At 47.0% G+C, this 17,896-nt stretch carries 14 protein-coding genes and 1 riboswitch; of the genes, 6 read left to right on the top strand and 8 right to left on the bottom strand.

Features of this window, described 5'->3' with window-relative positions; all coding sequences use genetic code 11:
- Window positions 1-27 precede the first annotated feature (27 nt).
- Entirely contained in the window at window positions 28-462 is a 435-nt protein-coding gene (locus HUB64_RS07860; protein ID WP_105250165.1) for a DUF3069 domain-containing protein, read from the bottom strand.
- 32 nt (window positions 463-494) lie between these two features.
- Window positions 495-1,019, bottom strand: a complete 525-nt coding sequence (locus tag HUB64_RS07855) for a phosphatase PAP2 family protein (RefSeq protein ID WP_105250166.1) — start codon at window positions 1,017-1,019, stop codon at window positions 495-497.
- Window positions 1,020-1,239: 220 nt separating this feature from the next.
- On the opposite strand from HUB64_RS07855, the gene HUB64_RS07850 reads away from it, so the two are divergent.
- Window positions 1,240-3,096 (top strand): GGDEF domain-containing protein, encoded by a 1,857-nt coding sequence (locus HUB64_RS07850; protein ID WP_173496754.1) that lies wholly within the window; start codon window positions 1,240-1,242, stop codon window positions 3,094-3,096.
- Here the strand turns inward: HUB64_RS07850 and HUB64_RS07845 are convergent.
- The gene (locus HUB64_RS07845) at window positions 3,093-3,890 is read right to left on the bottom strand and encodes an ABC transporter substrate-binding protein (RefSeq protein ID WP_173496753.1); all 798 of its coding nucleotides are present in this window, start codon (window positions 3,888-3,890) and stop codon (window positions 3,093-3,095) included. The two genes, HUB64_RS07850 and HUB64_RS07845, sit on opposite strands and share 4 nt — an antisense overlap.
- 174 nt (window positions 3,891-4,064) lie before the next feature.
- On the opposite strand from HUB64_RS07845, the gene queG reads away from it, so the two are divergent.
- Entirely contained in the window at window positions 4,065-5,267 is a 1,203-nt protein-coding gene (queG, locus tag HUB64_RS07840) for a tRNA epoxyqueuosine(34) reductase QueG (RefSeq protein WP_173496752.1), read from the top strand.
- Between the two features lie 105 nt (window positions 5,268-5,372).
- Here queG and metE read toward each other — a convergent pair whose 3' ends face one another.
- On the bottom strand, window positions 5,373-7,643 hold the full coding sequence (gene metE, locus HUB64_RS07835; protein WP_173496751.1) for a 5-methyltetrahydropteroyltriglutamate--homocysteine S-methyltransferase: 2,271 nt from the start codon (window positions 7,641-7,643) through the stop codon (window positions 5,373-5,375).
- A 200-nt stretch (window positions 7,644-7,843) separates the two neighbouring features.
- Between metE and HUB64_RS07830 the strand changes: the two genes are divergently transcribed.
- Complete coding sequence (locus HUB64_RS07830) at window positions 7,844-8,749, top strand: LysR family transcriptional regulator (RefSeq protein ID WP_105250171.1); 906 nt, start codon at window positions 7,844-7,846, stop codon at window positions 8,747-8,749.
- 79 nt (window positions 8,750-8,828) lie between these two features.
- On the opposite strand, the gene HUB64_RS07825 is transcribed toward HUB64_RS07830, so the two are convergent.
- From HUB64_RS07825 to HUB64_RS07815, 3 genes are all read right to left on the bottom strand, one after another.
- On the bottom strand, window positions 8,829-9,557 hold the full coding sequence (locus tag HUB64_RS07825; protein ID WP_105250172.1) for an HDOD domain-containing protein: 729 nt from the start codon (window positions 9,555-9,557) through the stop codon (window positions 8,829-8,831).
- A 278-nt stretch (window positions 9,558-9,835) separates the two neighbouring features.
- Entirely contained in the window at window positions 9,836-11,797 is a 1,962-nt protein-coding gene (locus HUB64_RS07820; RefSeq protein ID WP_173496750.1) for a TonB-dependent receptor, read from the bottom strand.
- 108 nt (window positions 11,798-11,905) lie between these two features.
- Window positions 11,906-12,141, bottom strand: a riboswitch (cobalamin riboswitch).
- Between the two features lie 134 nt (window positions 12,142-12,275).
- Window positions 12,276-13,718 (bottom strand): hypothetical protein, encoded by a 1,443-nt coding sequence (locus HUB64_RS07815; protein ID WP_173496749.1) that lies wholly within the window; start codon window positions 13,716-13,718, stop codon window positions 12,276-12,278.
- 234 nt (window positions 13,719-13,952) lie between these two features.
- Here HUB64_RS07815 and rihA point away from each other — a divergent pair, with 234 nt between their 5' ends.
- The 3 genes from rihA (at window position 13,953) to azu (ending at window position 16,611) form a co-directional block, all read left to right on the top strand.
- A complete protein-coding gene (gene rihA / locus HUB64_RS07810; RefSeq protein WP_173496748.1) occupies window positions 13,953-14,909 on the top strand; it encodes a pyrimidine-specific ribonucleoside hydrolase RihA in 957 nt (318 codons plus the stop codon).
- A gap of 19 nt (window positions 14,910-14,928) precedes the next feature.
- Entirely contained in the window at window positions 14,929-15,840 is a 912-nt protein-coding gene (gene rbsK / locus HUB64_RS07805) for a ribokinase (protein WP_173496747.1), read from the top strand.
- Between the two features lie 294 nt (window positions 15,841-16,134).
- A complete protein-coding gene (azu, locus tag HUB64_RS07800; RefSeq protein WP_028759449.1) occupies window positions 16,135-16,611 on the top strand; it encodes an azurin in 477 nt (158 codons plus the stop codon).
- 97 nt (window positions 16,612-16,708) lie between these two features.
- Here the strand turns inward: azu and HUB64_RS07795 are convergent, their stop codons facing one another.
- Window positions 16,709-17,893: a DUF3103 domain-containing protein gene (locus HUB64_RS07795; RefSeq protein ID WP_173496746.1), complete on the bottom strand. Its 1,185-nt coding sequence runs from the start codon at window positions 17,891-17,893 to the stop codon at window positions 16,709-16,711.
- Window positions 17,894-17,896 lie beyond the last annotated feature (3 nt).

Genomic DNA, 17,896 nt, shown 5'->3' with positions numbered 1-17,896 from the left:
GGCACAGTTTTTCATTTCAATAGAACACTAAGGTGCCATCACCTGTTTAAAGCTATTGAGCAAAGCGCGATCGGTACGCGCTTTCTTCAACTTACGTAGGCTTTCTTTGAGCGATTCATCGGCTAAGCGCGTAAAAATGCCATTATATTCTTGCTCTTGGATTGCACTATCGGTATCGGCTTGCTCAGAAATTTCTTGGGCGACACGACTCAATTGCAACCAAGCATTCGCGATATAGAAACCGTGGAATGCGGCTTGTTCCATTAGATTACGTGCACTGGCAGGTAAAGATGCCCAAGCTTGGCTAAATTTACCTTCCCTGTCTTCCAACAGTTCGGCACACAAACCTTGGTACGCTGCTAATAAGTCACCCGGTAATTTAGCCATTGGTAATACTTTATTCGCAACATTGTAAGAAATCTGCTCGGCAGTTTCGCGGTAAACAGCTGATAATTCGCTCATAAAAATCTCGATTCACATCCCAAAAAATAGTCTTAAAACTGACCACTCACATATAAACCATAAACGCCGTTACCCGCAATCGGCGTAACTGTAATCCCCTCATAGGGTTGAGTAAAATACCAACCCGCCAGCGCTCCAATCGCCGCGCCAGCTAACACATCCTCGAGATAATGTTGGTCGCTCGCCACTCGTGTGTAACCCACATAAGATGCGGCAACATAGGCAGGTAAACCATATTGCCAACCATAGCGCTGCTGAATAAACGTCGCCGCCATAAAGCTGTCTGAGGTATGACCCGATGGAAACGAATCATCGCCACTATCGTCTGGCCTGTCTTTACTCACACTATACTTAAGACCTTCAACAATTAACCGACTCGACACCGCTGCCTGAATTAACTGCCAACTACCGTCATAACCCTCTTCATAAAACAAGGTCGCGCCCATCGCAGTAGCGGGTAATAATAAATGCAATACATCGCCAGAGGTTTCTAAATCTGAGCCTGCCCAGCTAGTGCCACTCATCATGAATAATGCGGCACAGAGTAATTTCTTCAAGGGTGATTCCTTTGTGGGATAATAACCAAGGCGGAGTTTATACCTTGATCATTAACCGAATGCAAAATTGCTATACATCTATATTAAAAATGAACAAACAAGTTATGCTAAGCTAATAATTAGCTATTGATTTTAATGCGAACAGGAATCTTTTTTGCTACATAAACTTAGGTATTTATCATTCTCCTTATTGCTGCTTCTACTGCCGCTTAGCAACACTATGGCAGAAGAAAAAACTCAGGTTGATAAAATATTTGCAAGATTTGAAAGCGGCGTCCCTATGACCCGTGAAGAAATCGAAAGCAATCTAGTGTTATTAAGCAAACTAATTTCAACTGACGATGTCACCCGTCATGAAAAGCTGCAACTGCTTAAATGCTGGGATCAGAATACAGAAAACGACACCGCTATTGCACTGGCACTTAAAAATACTAACCAAGCACTGAGCAATATTCCGCCAACCGCCTCCCCCCATTTCATTACCGACCTCACGCTCTGCCGCTCTTGGTTTCTGCAATTAAGTGGTGATATGGATGGCGCGATGGAAGGCTATAATCTCAGTGTTAAACGTGCCTATGAGCATGAAGACCTTAAGCTAATCGCCGACTCGCGCAGCATTCGCGGCGCACTTTACTCTTATATTGGCGATTTTTCTGCGGCATTAGACGATCTCGTCACAGCGCAAGATCTCTATGAATCACTCAATTTAAGCGGTTGGGCTAACATTAACCTTGCCGATGTTGCTACCAGTTTTAGACGTTATGGCGATCCCCAAAGTGCAATCCGCTATTACACCAAACTCAAAGCTCTCTATCTAAAAAACAATAACCAAGAACAGGCAATGTATGTCAACTCGGACATTGGCCTTGCCTTAGATGAACTCGGTGAACATCAACAGGCCGTAGATAATTTCTTAGTAAGTTATCAATACTTCAAGGAACATCAGCAGGAAAAAGTGGCAGCAACTATGGCAACGAATATTGCCTACAGCTTAATCAAACTCAATCGTCTAAACGAAGCCGAAAAGTATTTAATCGAAGCCGATACTGTTATTAATGAAAAAGATCTGACCGATTACAGCTTCATGAAGCTATTTATGGCCGATATAAAGTTTCAACAAGCTCGCTATAAAGAGGCACTTACCGAACTTGAGCAAGGGGAAAAAGCCTTTCGCACTCTGCAGAATAATCGGGGACTCACTCAACTGCTGCAGCTTAAAAGTAACATATATGTGGCTATGAATGATTTATCTGCCGCCTACGGAGCGCTGCAAGAATTTGTTACCCTAACAAAAAAAGTCGATGGCAATTCTCTCTCCCATCATACGACAGAATTAAAGGTCAAGTTTGATACCAGTCGGATTGAATCTGAAAATCAACGCTTGATTGAAAACCAAAACCTTAAAGAACAAGAGCTCGCGCTACTCGAAAAGAACAAATCACTGCAACACATTATCCTATTACTAGCGGGCTTTATCCTGACCATAGTGTCTATATTCGCTTATAAACAAGTACATAGAAATCGCCAACTGCAAGTTATTGCCCTCACGGATTACCTTACCAAACTCCCTAATCGTCGGCATATTTATGCCCAAGCCGCGAAATATTTTCAGCAAGCCTTAAAACATCAAAGCCCTTTTTCAGTGATTATTTTTGATGCGGATCACTTCAAAAAAATCAACGATAACTTCGGCCATGAATTAGGCGATCGCGCCCTTATGACCATTGCAAATGCAGGCCGAGCCTTATCGGGTAATAAAGACCTCGTTGGCCGCATCGGTGGTGAAGAGTTTTTAATCCTATTGCCTAACACTGATGCCACAGGTGCGTTAGCGCTGGCGCATCAATTGCAGAACCATATTAGCCGCCTTAGCGCACAGAATTTACCAGCAGAACTCAAATTAACCGTTAGCGCTGGTGTCGCCACTTTAGAACCACAAAATAATACTGAAGATGCATATCAAGATAAAGATTTTGCCACCTTGCTAAAGCGGGCCGACAATGCTCTTTATGAGGCTAAAAATTCGGGCAGAAATTGTGTGAAATCAGCCAAGAATGAGGCTTTAAGAGAGGATTAAACGGCCTTATGCCAAAACACTTGATGTTGTAATGGCGGTGGCAAAGTGCCAAACCATGTCTGATACAAACGACTAAATTCACCTGAGTCTTTCATTTTCTCAAGCTCTGTTTGCCAACTGATAACGGTTGCCGCCGATGTCCCTTTAGAAAAAGCTAAATAGAGATTAATCTCCGATACCACAAACACTTGGCGGATATCTGTCTCACTCGCGCCTACTTCTTCGAGTATCTGCTTTACCGCAAGATCCGCTTGGCACCAAAAACGAATTCGAGAAAACAGCAACTGTTTCGCCGATTGCTGTGGAAAACTCGCCACCAGCAAATTATCCACGCCCGCTTGTTGTAGCAACTGCGCACCCGCCGATTCCCGATAAACCCCCACAATATCTGTCGATTGAAGTTCAGCAAGTTGATCGAGAGCGATAGGATCTGCCGCCCTTGCGTACAATGCAATTTTGCTGGTTGCAATAGGACCGATAAAATCAAACTGGTCAGCTCGCTCATCATTAATTGACGTAGCAAAAAGTAAAACGTTCGCAGAGGTATTAGCAATCGAATACGCCCGAGCCCAAGGTAACACATCGATTTTTTCACTCTGACCCAGTCTTGATTGCAAGGTATTGACTAAGTCCACCGCAAAACCTTGCGGCACACCATTTTGCTCGTAACTCATGGGAGGCCAAGCTTCGGTCACCAATTTCAGCTTGTCAGGCGCCGCAAAAACAAGATTAGGCATCAAGCCTAATAAGCTCATCGCAAGAAAACACGCCCTAAGGGGAAACGCACTCAGCATACGAATACCAAACGATAAACATTAGACCTAATCATAGACTCAATCCCAACAGCAAATAAACAAATACCCCAAAGAAAATATCGCCTCACGCCCCCTTCTGAGTAAACTCGTCCTCAATAAGTGAAAACTGCTATCATATTGCCACCTAGCCAAGAGCCTCGCTGCCATCAATTCATGTCAACTTTAGCCAATCAAACCCCAAGCCAATCCTATGCCAGCATGCTGTCGCGGCTCGCTCTGCAAATTAAAACGTGGGGAAAAGCACTCGGATTTGCCCAGGTTGGCATTTGCGATACGGATTTAACCGCTGAAGAAGCCAAACTCCAAGCATGGCTAGACAAAGGTTTTCATGGCGAAATGGCCTATATGGCCACCCATGGCATGATGCGCGCTCGCCCGCAAGAACTGCATCCGGGCACAGTGCGGGTGATCTCCGTACGGATGGACTATTTGCCACCCGAAGCTGGCTTTGCAACGAATCTCACCGATCCCAACTTAGGTTATATTTCCCGTTATGCCGGAGGTCGCGACTATCACAAGTTGATCCGCGCTCGACTTAAAAAGCTGGGAGATCAAATCAGTGCAGAGTTAGTTGCTCTCGGTTTCGATGCCGCTGACTTTCGCCCCTTTGTTGACTCAGCCCCTGTACTTGAGCGCCCCTTAGCCGAAAAAGCCGGTATAGGCTGGACAGGTAAACACTCACTCATACTCAACCATGAGGCTGGCAGTTGGTTCTTTTTAGGTGAGCTACTGATCAATTTGCCTCTACCAGTGGATATTCCCATTCAAGAAGGCTGTAACACTTGTGTCGCCTGCATTACCTCTTGCCCAACGGGTGCAATCGTAGAACCTTATGTAGTCGATGGCAGACGCTGTATTTCCTATCTCACCATTGAACTGCAGGGCGCTATTCCTGAAGAATTTAGGCCACTCATGGGCAATCGCATCTATGGCTGCGATGATTGCCAACTCGCGTGTCCCATCAATCGCCAAGCGCCGCTGACTGAAGAAACTGACTTTCATATTCGTCCGCAGTTAAAGCAACCTGACCTTCTCAGCCTTTTTGCTTGGAGCGAGGCCGAGTTTCTTAAACAAACTGAAGGCAGCGCCATTCGTCGCATTGGACATAAACGTTGGCTACGTAATATTGCAGTAGCACTGGGTAACGCTCCCGCAAGCCCAAGCATTGTTGCCGCACTTAACGCCCGCAATCACAGCGAAGATATCGATGAGATAGTGCGTGAGCATATTGAATGGGCGCTTAATGCCCAGCAATCGCGCCTTGCTGAAAGCGCTGCAACTGAACAACAAAAAGCCCGCCGCAAAACCGAGCGTATGGTGCGCATTATCGAAAAAGGCTTACCGCGAGATGCTTAAGTTAGTCGACAAGCAATAAACAACAACGGATGCATAAGCATCCGCTGTTACTAATTCAATAAGCTCAATAAGCTCAGTAAAAAAATATTTCACTCAAGCATAATATTAACCAAGGCGGTGACGTAGTTCTCGCGTGGCATCGACCATGTTTTTCAGTGCAGGTTCAACTTCATCCCAAGTACGGGTTTTTAGGCCGCAATCTGGATTGACCCACAGCTGACGTACGGGCACTTTTTGCGCCGCTTTCTCGATTAAGTGCACCATGGCCTCCACACTTGGGGTGTTTGGCGAGTGAATGTCATACACACCGGGGCCGATTTCATTGGGATATTCAAAATCTTCAAAGGCGTTGAGTAACTCCATCCGTGAACGCGAAGTCTCGATAGTAATCACATCGGCATCCATGGCGGCAATCGCGGCAATAGTGTCGTTAAACTCGCTGTAACACATGTGGGTGTGGATTTGAGTCTCATCAGTCACGCCAGCAGCGCTGAGTTTAAAGGCATTAACCGCCCAATCTAAATAGGTTTGCCACTCACTTTGTTTCAATGGCAGACCTTCACGGAAGGCGGGCTCATCAATTTGTATAATGCCAATACCTGCATTTTGTAAATCCACCACTTCATCACGAATCGCCAGCGCCAGCTGAGTCGCAATCACATCGCGGCCGATATCTTCACGGGCGAATGACCAATGCAGAATCGTCACCGGGCCAGTCAGCATGCCTTTTACAGGCTTGTCGGTGAGACTTTGGGCAAACTCGGCCCAATCGACCGTCATCGCCTTTGGACGACTGACATCACCATAGATCAACGGCGGCTTAACACAGCGTGAGCCATAACTTTGCACCCAACCATTTTTGGTAAAGCCAACGCCCGCAAGCTGCTCACCAAAGTATTCCACCATATCGTTGCGCTCGGCCTCACCATGAACCAGTACATCGATACCGAGTTTAAGCTGGCGGTCGATAGTATCGCGGGTGACTTGCTGCAATTGCTCTGTATATTGTGCATCACTCAGATCGCCCTTGCGCCAACGACTGCGTAGTCCACGGATTGCTGGTGTTTGTGGGAAGGAGCCAATGGTGGTGGTCGGCAACAGAGGTAAACGGTATTTCTGCTGCTGCACTGCTTGGCGTACGGTGAAATCACTGACGCGCTCATAATCGGCAGATGTCAACGCGGCAACGCGGGCAATCACTTGACTGTCGGCGGCCTGCGCTTTCGCCTCACGGCGTGCCAAACAGGTTTGCACAATCTCTTTTGCCGCGACCGATTCAGGTGCCAGTAGCAATTGGCGCACATTGGCAAGTTCGAGTAATTTTTGCTTCGCAAACGCGAGTTGTTGACGCAGAGCGGGCTCAAGCGTGGCTTCTACCTCTAAATCCACAGGGCTGTGCAGGAGTGAGCAAGAAGTACCGATCCACAAGCGATCTCCGAGATCACGGGCAACCGTGCCTATGCGTTCGGCAATCAAATCCGCCTCTGCCGCCCACACGTTGCGACCATTGACCACACCCACCGACAAAATTTGATCTTGACCAAGCGCATGGGCAAAGACTGCCAATTGATCCGGCGCTGTGACTAAATCGACATGCAACCCCGCGACCGGCAAGGTCGATACCAGCGCTTGATGGTGTGCGATACCGCCGTAGTAACTGGTAAGAAGGATCTTCACCTTAGTAATGCTGAGGGCTTGATACGCCTCAGTGATCGCCGCTTGCCATTCACCATCCAATTCCAATGCGAGAATAGGTTCATCGAGCTGTACCCATTGCACTCCCTGAGCAGCAAAACGCGCCAAAATGTCAGCATAAGCAGTTAATAAATTGGGTAATAAGCTTAACTTATCAAACTCTTGGCCCACAGTTTTAGCAAGGTGCAAGTAACTAACAGGGCCGAGTAGCACAGGTTTTGCTTTATAACCTAAGGACTGCGCTTCGCTGACTTCATCAAAGAACTGCTCATAGGCAATCGAAAACTCTTGGTTTTGGCTGAGCTCAGGTACCAGATAGTGATAGTTAGTATTGAAATACTTGGTCATTTCAGAGGCTGGCGCATCTTGACCCGTTGGCGCTCTGCCGCGGGCAACACGGAATAAAGTATCGAGATCGATTGCCCCTTCACCACGATGACGATCAGGAATGGCATTTAAAGTCGCGCTTAAGGTCAGCACTTGATCATAAAAGGCAAAATCACCTACGGGAACTTGCTCAATGCCCGCAGCAGCTTGCCACTGCCAATGGGTGCGGCGAAGTTCACTCGCCACTTCACGTAATTGTGCCTGAGTGCTCTCACCACGCCAGTATTTTTCTAAGGCAAATTTCAATTCACGACGACGCCCAATACGGGGAAACCCAAGACTATTTAATTGCATACTCTATCTTCCTTTATTTGAGATAAGCCACATTCGGCACTTGCACCCACCAGATTGTTTTCTCTTGGCACTTTTAAGCACTTCAGCCTTGATAAATAACAATGGGCGTCTGGACGTCTAGAAGTTTATTGTGTTAGTCTCTATTCCAGCAACCGAATTGATTTCAAGCACAACATGAGCGAAATTCACTTGGAGTGAACATGATCGAACTAAGACACCTGCGAACCTTAATGGCCCTGAAAGAAAGCGGCAGTTTGGCGGGCGCAGCCAAAAAACGTTTTGTCACTCAATCCGCCCTCTCCCACCAGATTAAGGAGTTGGAGCAAAGGATTAACTCGCCCATTTTTGTGCGTAAGAGTAAGCCACTGTCATTCACCCAAGAAGGTGCACGCCTGCTGCATCTGGCCGAAGAGATTTTGCCTAAGGTGTTAGAAACAGAGACAGATTTGAAGAATGGGCTGGAAACCGAAACCAATCAGTTGCGGGTCGGCATTGAGTGCCATAGCTGTTTTCGCTGGTTAATGCCTGTGATGGAGCAATTTAGGCAAGATCATCCGGCAGCCGAGTTAGACTTGTCGAGCCGTCATCTGTTCGACTCGCTCAATGCCTTAGAAATGGGTGAACTGGATATTGTATTAACCTCAGATCCTGTGCCTGGGCATTCACTCGCCTACCAGCATTTGTTTGATTTTGAAGTGAAGTTAGTGGTTGCTAAGGATCATCCTTTAGCGAAAGAAGCCTATGTCACCCCTAAGCAATTAGCACACTTGCCTATTATCAGTTATCCAGTGCCGTTGACACGTTTAGATATTTATCGCCACTTTTTAGAGCCTGCGGGCATAGAGGCGGGCGAGCAAAAAACCTGTGATTTAACCATGATGTTATTGCAACGCATCGCCTGTAAAGACGGCATAGCCGCACTGCCAAGCTGGTCGATTAATGAAGGACATGGACTGAGTCTCGCTACGGTAAAACTCGGCCAAGAAGGTCTGAAACGACCGCTATTTGGTGCCTATCGCCGCCACAGTGCTAACTCTGCATTGATCCAAAATTGGTTACAACTGGTGGCGAGGGAAGGTTTATCCCGCCAGCAGAAGACGAATTAATGCGGGTGACATAGAGTAAAAAGCCTGCGAATGCAGGCTTGTTTATTGAGTCAAATGACTATTTCATAGCATCGACAAATTACAGCGGATTCATCAACAATCCACGCATAGACAAGACACGGCGCAGTATCAACCCTGATGAATTAGGATTACGGGTCTGACGCAAATTATGGGCGATCATAAATTCTTGACGCAGATCCTGATCGAGATCTAACGCCTCGAACGCTTCGATGGTTAAGGTCTGTTGTTGATTATCAATCAATGACTTAATCACACTTAAAGGAAATGACTGTTCGGCATTAGCATTTAAATAGGCAAATGCGGTCAGTGCGATAATTTGGCCGAACACACTGAACAGAGCTAAGGTTTGTACTTCGTCAGCATCAACCTCCACACCTTCCATATCCGCTAAGCTATCTACCGCATCCGTTGCAATATCTTCAGTCAGCTTCCAATAACCTTGGACCAACTTTTTATAGGGCTGTGGCAGTTCATCGAGGCGTTCTTTTAAATAGAACGTAAAGGCGTAGCGATAGATATTAACTTGACCTAAGCGGATCAAAGCTTCTTTCAACGAGCGAGTTTTGTGATTTTCCACTACAGCAGCCTGCGCGGAATTACTGCGCATAAGCATGTGCGCTGCCAATGCGGGATCGCTCGAGATAATGTCAATCACATTACGAATGTCGCCTTCAGCAAGAATCGCTTTTTTGAGTGGAATTAGAATTCCTCGGCGGCCAATCACTTGCTCTTCGTTCGCTATGATAGCTCTAACTTGAGTAAAAACCTGTTGCTCAAGATCAGTCATAAGACACTTTACACCTGTTTATTAACAATAAGATGATTCGGTTACAGCTCACATCATACCTAAAATACTAAGAATTTCAGCCATAAACAGCAGAGTAAAATATAAATTACTCCTATTTAGTAATGACTGCCCGCTAACACTATAGATAACGACAATTAAACCACTCTACTAAAACGATATTCAAGACTATACCTATTTTAAGATTTATTCTTTGAACTCAGCGTAAAAAATAAAAAGCCAGACTGAGTCTGGCTTTTTATTAAATAGCTCATTAATATTTAGAAGCGGTAGCCCACAGTGAAACGAATATCACGGCCTCGACCAGAATAGTAACTATCCCCCCAATCGCCACCGTAATAACCTGCACTGACATAATCTTTATCGAATACATTATCGATACGCAGACTGGCAAGCCAAGCATCACGATTATAATTCAAGGCTAAATTACCAAGCACGTAACTTGCTAGCTTATCACCTTGATTAGCGTTATCGCCTTCGAGAAAACGATCACCCGTGTAGATAGCTTCGGCAAATACTTGGAAATGCTCAGCAAAATCCATGCTGACATAACCGCGTCCCGTGTGTTTTGCCACCCAAGACAGCTCTTTGCCATCGTTAGCACCATCGGTAAATTCGGCGTCGGTATAGTTATATTCCAGCCCTAGCTGCAGCGCTTTAGTGATCTGCCAATCCCAATCGGCACCCGCGCCATAACGACGAGAAGCGTCAGCATTGACGTTTGCACCGTTGAAATTTCCACCAATGGGTTTAACTGCACTCGAGTCATAAACAATTTCATCCTCTAAATCGAGACGATATAGGCTGACTCGCAGAGTTTGACTAGCGACAGCCCAATCCCAACCCGCCTCATAGGAACGGCCTGTTTGCGGCTTTAAGCCAAATACGCCCGGCGATGTATAAGCTTGCTCATCCACTTTGGCAAAACGGAAGTTATCATCGGCGCGCACATAGAGTCTGTGCTCCGCAGTTGGGCGGTAATTTAAACCCAGTTCGAATGCGTGGGCATTTTCGTCTAAATCCATGCCATTAGGATAGACATTGCCATCGACTAACTCATCGGTCACCCGCGCATATCGTCCACCCACAACGTAACTTAAAGTATGACTTAAAGGCACTGTAGCTTGTAGATAGGCGCTTTGCATTTGCTGCACATTACTGCGTGCCATAGTGTCAAAATCAGCCTTGCCACGGCTGATGTCTAAACCTGTGACTAGGTTTAGCTCGCCTTGACGCGTACTGTAATTCGCTAACGCTTTAGGGCTAAACATTAACAGTGAGCGTGTGTTATGGCTGTTCGCCCCCCAATTAAGAGAAGACACTAAGGTATCGCTGTAATCTAAATCCGCCGCCAGCGCCCAGTTTTGATTAAGCTGATGCTGGTAACCCGTTCGCGCCGCAGTGGTCATCTCGTGGGCATACTCTACCTTATTTGATGAAGCACGGGGATCGTCTTTAAATTGCTTTTCAGTAAGCGAGCCCGGATTTTCACGATCGTTATCGTAGTAGCTGGTTTCAACAAAGAACGAGTCTGTGGCTGTTTTATATTGAATGCGGCCAAGAATAGAGCCGGTTTCGTTGGCATTATGCTGGCGATAGTTGTCACCTTGGTTGTAACTACCGGTGAAAAAGTAACGCCAATCTTTGTTGATCGCGCCAGACACATCACCACGACCTTCATAGGTATCAAAACTGCCGCCGGATAACTGCACGCTGCCGCCAGTATTTTCAGGGGACTTAGTGACAATATTAATCACCCCGCCCACGGCTTGATCGCCATAAAGTACACCTGCACTACCCGATAAAATTTCAATACGATCCACTTGATTAAGCGGAATGGCATTAAGGCTAGGCGCTGCGATATCGATATTATTGAGACGACGACCATCAAGTAAAATCAGCGTGTTATTAACGGCAGTGCTGGCGCTAAAACCGCGCATCGCAAAGCTAGTTCCAATATTGTTATCCGAAATTTGAATACCGCTTTGACCACGTAAGACGTCGGTCAAATTAGTCGCGCCACTCATTTCAATTGCAGCGGCATCAATCACATTCACATTGGCGGCAATATTTAACGGGGTCTTATCAGAGCGGCCGATCACGACAAGATGCTCGTCGACTTTAGCTGTGCTGGTATCGTCAGCCGCCACAGCGGGCGCGATAATTGAAAAACTGCATAGGCTGCCGATCAGCAGCGCGATTTTTGTTGGATTTGTTCCCATTTTACCTTTAACTCCTGCAAGGAAAACGGGGCATTGACGCCACGATACCGTTAATTCAGTCGTAAATACTGACGGTGATTATCGCATTTTGAGATCTGCCCACCGAAATCTCAAAAACACCTTTAGGGCCGGTCTCCGGACTTAGGCTATGTTAGTCCATTAAAAGTTAGATTAACGCGAGACTGACCTTTCACATTCTGACTTTCGGGTTCTGTCTTGAACACACCAATCAAACGCGGTCGTCTCTCACCTTTTACCGTTGCGGGGGCAGTGCCAGAATTTCACTGGCTTCCCGATTATCTCACGACGCTATCATCGCAAGCACCACAGAAGGTTGACTCAAAATTAGGTTCAAAGGGCGTACAACCTGTTAACGCCCAACAAGGCTCAGGGCATATCAGACCTGAGAGCGCGCATTATAGACGTCTATACGGATGAAAGTCCATTAATCTCAAATTAGCGAGAAAACTCACATGAGCTAGAAAACACCATCCCAGTTTTTTGCCGCAGGTTTTGGTCTGTCTTTACTCAAAATCGCCTGACGCTGCTCAGGGGTTTCGCATTGGGCAACGGGGGTAAAATCCAGCTGTTTAATCACTAACGAGTCAGCAGGTTGCACTGGCGACTTGTCGAACATTGGCAAATTCATCGACCAAGAGACCAACTCCCCCTTTTCGCTGATGCCAACATAACCGTCATTTGCGCCATCTAACCAAGTAAGGCGCGGAATACGTGCAATCAACTTCTCCACATTTTCACGGTTGGCGCGATAACCAACAGGCACCACTTTGCCATCGGGACGCGTAAACACAAAGGAGGCTGGCCCTCGAGTAATGACGCTGCCTTCCTGCCAATATTTATCAAGAATCTCTTGGGCATAGTGAAACCCAAACATATGAGCGTAATCAGTATCGTCGGCCACTATTTGCGGCACGGCCTTATCCCGCAGTAATAAAAAGCCCGAGCCAATGCTGATAATCTCTTTTACCCCTGTGATATCGGTTTTTTTAATCCAATCGACACCACAGTTAATCCCATCGCCCCAAAAATGCGCATCCCCCGTAGGGCTTAAAATCGCAAAGGCACAATTGTTTGCCGTCATACTCGCCACATCCTTTAAGGCGCTGCGGATCGAGTAAGCATCACTGCGCCAACCCCAACTCACCACAGTGCCGTCCTTTTTCAAGGCGGCATAAGTGTGTTGAAAATATTCGATCTTCGCTACATCCGTAAGCTGCGGGAGTAACTTTTTCATATTGGTCGACTCTTCAACCTGCCCCCAAATCACAGCACTGCCCTCTTTTTTGAGGGCGACAAAACTGCGACCTCTGGCAAAGATATCGACAACATCAACTAATTGATCCTGCACATGTAAGCTATTGCCGCCGTAGGGGCCATAACCCCAAGTATGCACCTTGCCATTGGCATCAAGGGCGGCAATGGCCTCTTGATTGGCGAACAACTTGGTAATATTGGTCATGCGGTTTTGTAGGGCTTTGTCGAGGCTATATTTTCCCGCATTGCCCCAGTACACCACAGTGCCATCTTGACGTAGCGCGGCAAACCCGTCCTTAACTGGGACGATTTGCTTCACTTGCTTAAGCTGCTCCGTCACCTCGCGGCTATCACCGCCAGCATAACTGTCACCCCAAGTGATCACCTCACCGGATGTAGTTAACGCCGCAAAGGCCGAACTGTTGGTGACCACAGTCTCGACTGCGGGTAAATCACAAGGAATATGGCGATACTGTGGACTCGGATTTTCCTTAAATTGGATGAGTTTACCGTTATCAAACTGTAGCAATGACTCGTTATTACTTTCCACAACGGCCATAGGTTGAGGATCGCTACAGCCAGAGATCTGCATGGCAACCATGCCCACGAGTAAAACCTTAGGCCAAGTGATTCGATGAGTGAGCATTACTTATTTCCTTATATTTGCTTGGAGATGTCATTCAATGTTGTGCAGCGGACAGAGCGAGAATGGATTTACCTAACATCGCCTAATGTCAAAAATGGGCAGAATTCTAGCAGCTTGTTGATAAAAAGACGAAAATGCTCACAGTTTACTCTGCAAGTCCCCTACACAGGCTAGCGCCTAACTGATGGCATGCTATTCTAAGCCCCCATCACCGCTGTTTAAAGGAGTAACAGTATGACTCGCACTATTATTCTGGATTGCGATCCCGGCCATGACGACGCTATTGCGCTCATTTTAGCTCTCGCCCATCCAGAGCTGGTTCCACTGGCCGTCACCACCAGCGCCGGTAACCAAACGCCGGATAAAACGCTCAATAATGCCCTGCGGATCTTAACCTTATTAAATCGCAGTGATATTCCTGTCGCTGGCGGCGCAGTCAAGCCATTAGCTCGCGAATTAATCATTGCCGACAATGTCCATGGTGAAACCGGACTCGACGGCCCTGCATTGCCTAATCCAAGTTTTAGTCCTCAAGCCATTACCGCAGTTGAACTAATGGCGCAGCAAATTCGCCAAAGTCATCAGCCAGTAACCTTAATTCCCACAGGACCACTCACCAATATCGCGCTTTTGCTCGCCAGCCACCACGAATTACACGCCAAGATCGAACGCATAGTGCTAATGGGCGGTGCAGCCGGTGTCGGCAATTGGACACCAGCCGCCGAGTTTAATATTTTTGTCGACCCGGAAGCTGCCGATATCGTCTTTAAGTCAGGTATTCCCATCACTATGTGTGGGCTCGATGTGACTCATCAGGCGCAAATCATGGATGAAGACATAGAACGCATTCGCGCGATTCAAAATCCAATTGCTCAGTGCGTCGCCGAATTATTGGATTTCTTTATGATTTACCACAGAGATCCTAAATGGGGCTTTATTGGTGCGCCATTGCACGACCCCTGCACTATCGCTTGGTTGCTTAAACCTGAACTGTTTGAAGCACAAGATTGTTGGGTCGGGATTGAAAGCCAAAGTGAGTTAACCTTAGGCATGACAGTGGTCGATCGCTATCAGCTCACAGGTAAAGCCGCCAATGCGACTGTGCTGTTTGGGATCGATAGGCAAGGCTTTGTCGATTTACTGGTAGACAGTTTACGCGTCTATGATGCAACTTATCTCAATCGCAGATAAAAATGACAGTGAGTCTTCTATGAGCCAGATACTCGTTATCGGCAGTGCAAATGCCGACCATGTGATGAAATTTGAGTACCTGCCCGCTGCAGGGCAAACCTTAATGAGCCGAGATTACCGCCTCGAACAGGGCGGCAAAGGGGCCAATCAAGCCGTCGCCTGCGCGCGCTTAGCCAAATCAGGTTCACGCACTGATTTTATCTGCCATCTCGGCCAAGACAGTATCGGCGATGATATGCGTCAAAGCTGGATGAAAGATGGCATCAGTGCAGAAGGGATCCGCCAAATAGCCGGACTGAGCACTGGCACTGCCATGATTTTTATCGGTGATAACGGTGAGAATACGATTGGCGTTGCCGCAGGTGCCAACGCCAGCCTTTCACCCGATGACTTAGAAGCTCATTACGCTCTGTTTGCTAATGCGGAGTACTTGTTAGCACAATTGGAAACTCCCGCTGCCACAGTGGCAAAGGCGCTGCAAATAGCCAAGAATCTTGGCGTGACGACTGTACTAAATCCTGCTCCAGCGACGGCACTTGGCCAAGATGTACTCAAGTGGGTAGATATTATTACCCCCAATGAAACCGAAGCAGAAGCCTTAACGGGAGTTGAGATCAACCATATTGATGATGCACACATGGCAGCGCAACTTCTCCACCAGCAGGGAGTAAAGATTGTGGTCATAACCTTAGGTAGCCGTGGCGCATATATCAGCAGCCCAGGTTTTAATGGGCTAATACCTGCGTTTGAAGTGCAGGCCATAGACACAGTCGCCGCAGGGGATACCTTCAATGGCGCCTTAGTTGTGGGCTTAAGCGAGGGCATGTCGATTGCTGCAGCCGTGGGATTTGCCAATGCAGCCAGTGCCATTACTGTCACTCGCCCAGGTGCACAACGTGCGATTCCCTATCGACAGGAGCTTTCGTACTAAAAACGTAAGAAGTTCTGAAGTAGACGCCCTGCGTTAGAACCTACAAATTATCATCTATAAATCAAACATATAAATAATAAGCGCTGAGTACTTAGTTCACTCCAACTAAGTACTCACCTATGTTTACCGCTAACAATTTTGCCGCCAATAACAATGTAAGCTTTCAACCGAAAGTTGCATATACATAATTTACACGCTGATTTCATTCCCATTTAATGAAGATTGCTTATGCTGGCAGGTGCATGTCCGAGTCAAAACGGCTCGGCTACCCTTGTTCAAATAAGGAAGTACCAGATGAAAGCAAAAAGCACAGCTTTACGTAACGTGACCAGCACTAGCCTAATCGGCCTAGGATTATTATTCGCTAGCCAAGCGAGTGCCAACGAATGTGAACTGAAAATTGCCGCCACTGATGCAATGCAATTTGACACTAAAGAGCTGTCCGTGCCTGCAAGCTGTAAAGAAGTGACCTTAACCTTAACCCACTCAGGCACTTTGCCAAAAGCAGCCATGGGCCATAACTGGGTATTAACTAAAGCAGCCGATATGTCAGCAGTAGCAACTGAAGGCATGAGTGCCGGTCCTGATGCAGCCTATGTCAAAGCCGGTGATACGCGCGTTATCGCACACACAGATTTAGTGGGCGGTGGCGAATCAACGTCTATCACCTTTAGCACTGCCGGTATGAGCGCTACCGAAGCCTACCAATTCTTCTGCAGCTTCCCAGGTCACTGGGCGATTATGCAAGGCAGTTTCAAGTTAAAAGCTTAAAGGAATAGCCTAGCCTCACCTTAAGTTAGTCAATAAAAAAGCGGATCTTAGGATCCGCTTTTACATTTCAGCCATTGCATTTAGCCGCACTAATCCATCATGGTCTTGGTTGGATGACTAATGGCGCAAAGCTTGTCATCGCATTACCGTTAGCGCCGTTCAAGTTAGGATATTCAACCCCTTCCTGTAAAGTGTAATACACGTCGACAAAGTCATCGTCATTGGTGAACCAAGCATCCGGCATCACACTTAAAATACCATTGGTAATTTGCGGAATCAGCGCATAACCCTGAGCTTCAGGATCGGGGATCGACTTTAAGATCTGCTCCGCCGCTTCCAACAGCTTAGTGGCCAACACTTTATAGTTAGTACCATCGTCATGCTCCATTAAGATCATGTCCGCAGCCGCCCAACGATAACGCTCCCAATGTATGATGATTTGATTCGGATAATAGGTCGTATCCGCATAATCTAAATAGGGCATTTCGACGATATCGAGCACTGGCTCTTCACGGCTTGGATCAACCCCAGTCACTATGCCGTAAATTTCGGCACGACCAGAAATCCACGGCTCATGGTCATCCTTCAAGGATATTTGCTTGATCACTGTGGTTGAAATCGGCTTGTCTGCCACCGCCTGTGTTTGCGCACGGCTCAGTAGCGCGCCCTCTTTTTTCGCTGACTGCGCCTCGGCAAATGTCGCCCGCATCACCTCTAAGCCAGCCACAAAGGCTTTTTTGCTATCGATACCGACCACAAACACTGGCTGCTGCGGCAGGTTATACACGTCTAATTGATGCACTTGCCCATGAATATCAAAGGCTTCAATATAATCCCACTGACGCTCGTCACCATCGGGCTCATAGGCAAATAGAGGAGACTCACCTTGCTGCCATGGGGTTAACATGGTTTCATCCGCCAGACGCACTTGCACCAGAGAATCCGCTTTGGCACTTAAGCCCTTCACTCGGCGAATTGATGCATCGGCTTTGGTGATCACATTATCATTGAGCCTATGTTGGGACAGAATCTCATCGGCATTTACTGCTAACTGATACTGGTTTATTTCAGTCTGTAAGATAGGCGCAAGCTGCGCATATTGATGGCTTAAATCTAACGCCAATGCCCGCTTTGTATTGGTTAACTGAGCTTGTGCATCCAAAGTCGAATCCTTTAGCGACGCTTGTAGTAAGCGTAACGCCTCTCCATCTAAGGCTTGGCCATAACTCAGGGTTGCCGAAGCCGACAAACACAGCAATAAACTGGATTGAAGTAGTTTCATAGG

Source organism: Shewanella sp. ISTPL2, assembly GCF_013283205.1.
GTDB classification, from domain to species: domain Bacteria; phylum Pseudomonadota; class Gammaproteobacteria; order Enterobacterales; family Shewanellaceae; genus Shewanella; species Shewanella oncorhynchi.
The sequence above is the reverse complement of the archived record's forward strand: the minus strand, read 5'-3'. Positions and strand labels throughout refer to the sequence as shown.

Excerpts from the sequence above, each read along its gene's own strand:
- HUB64_RS07820 (WP_173496750.1), bottom strand. The coding sequence starts at position 11,797 with ATGGGAACAAATCCAACAAAAATCGCGCTGCTGATCGGCAGCCTATGC.
- metE (WP_173496751.1), bottom strand. The coding sequence starts at position 7,643 with ATGCAATTAAATAGTCTTGGGTTTCCCCGTATTGGGCGTCGTCGTGAA.
- HUB64_RS07815 (WP_173496749.1), bottom strand. The coding sequence starts at position 13,718 with ATGCTCACTCATCGAATCACTTGGCCTAAGGTTTTACTCGTGGGCATG.
- HUB64_RS07825 (WP_105250172.1), bottom strand. The coding sequence starts at position 9,557 with ATGACTGATCTTGAGCAACAGGTTTTTACTCAAGTTAGAGCTATCATA.
- HUB64_RS07830 (WP_105250171.1), top strand. The coding sequence starts at position 7,844 with ATGATCGAACTAAGACACCTGCGAACCTTAATGGCCCTGAAAGAAAGC.
- HUB64_RS07850 (WP_173496754.1), top strand. The coding sequence starts at position 1,240 with ATGGCAGAAGAAAAAACTCAGGTTGATAAAATATTTGCAAGATTTGAA.
- HUB64_RS07795 (WP_173496746.1), bottom strand. The coding sequence starts at position 17,893 with ATGAAACTACTTCAATCCAGTTTATTGCTGTGTTTGTCGGCTTCGGCA.
- azu (WP_028759449.1), top strand. The coding sequence starts at position 16,135 with ATGAAAGCAAAAAGCACAGCTTTACGTAACGTGACCAGCACTAGCCTA.
- rihA (WP_173496748.1), top strand. The coding sequence starts at position 13,953 with ATGACTCGCACTATTATTCTGGATTGCGATCCCGGCCATGACGACGCT.
- queG (WP_173496752.1), top strand. The coding sequence starts at position 4,065 with ATGTCAACTTTAGCCAATCAAACCCCAAGCCAATCCTATGCCAGCATG.
- rbsK (WP_173496747.1), top strand. The coding sequence starts at position 14,929 with ATGAGCCAGATACTCGTTATCGGCAGTGCAAATGCCGACCATGTGATG.
- HUB64_RS07845 (WP_173496753.1), bottom strand. The coding sequence starts at position 3,890 with ATGCTGAGTGCGTTTCCCCTTAGGGCGTGTTTTCTTGCGATGAGCTTA.
- HUB64_RS07860 (WP_105250165.1), bottom strand. The coding sequence starts at position 462 with ATGAGCGAATTATCAGCTGTTTACCGCGAAACTGCCGAGCAGATTTCT.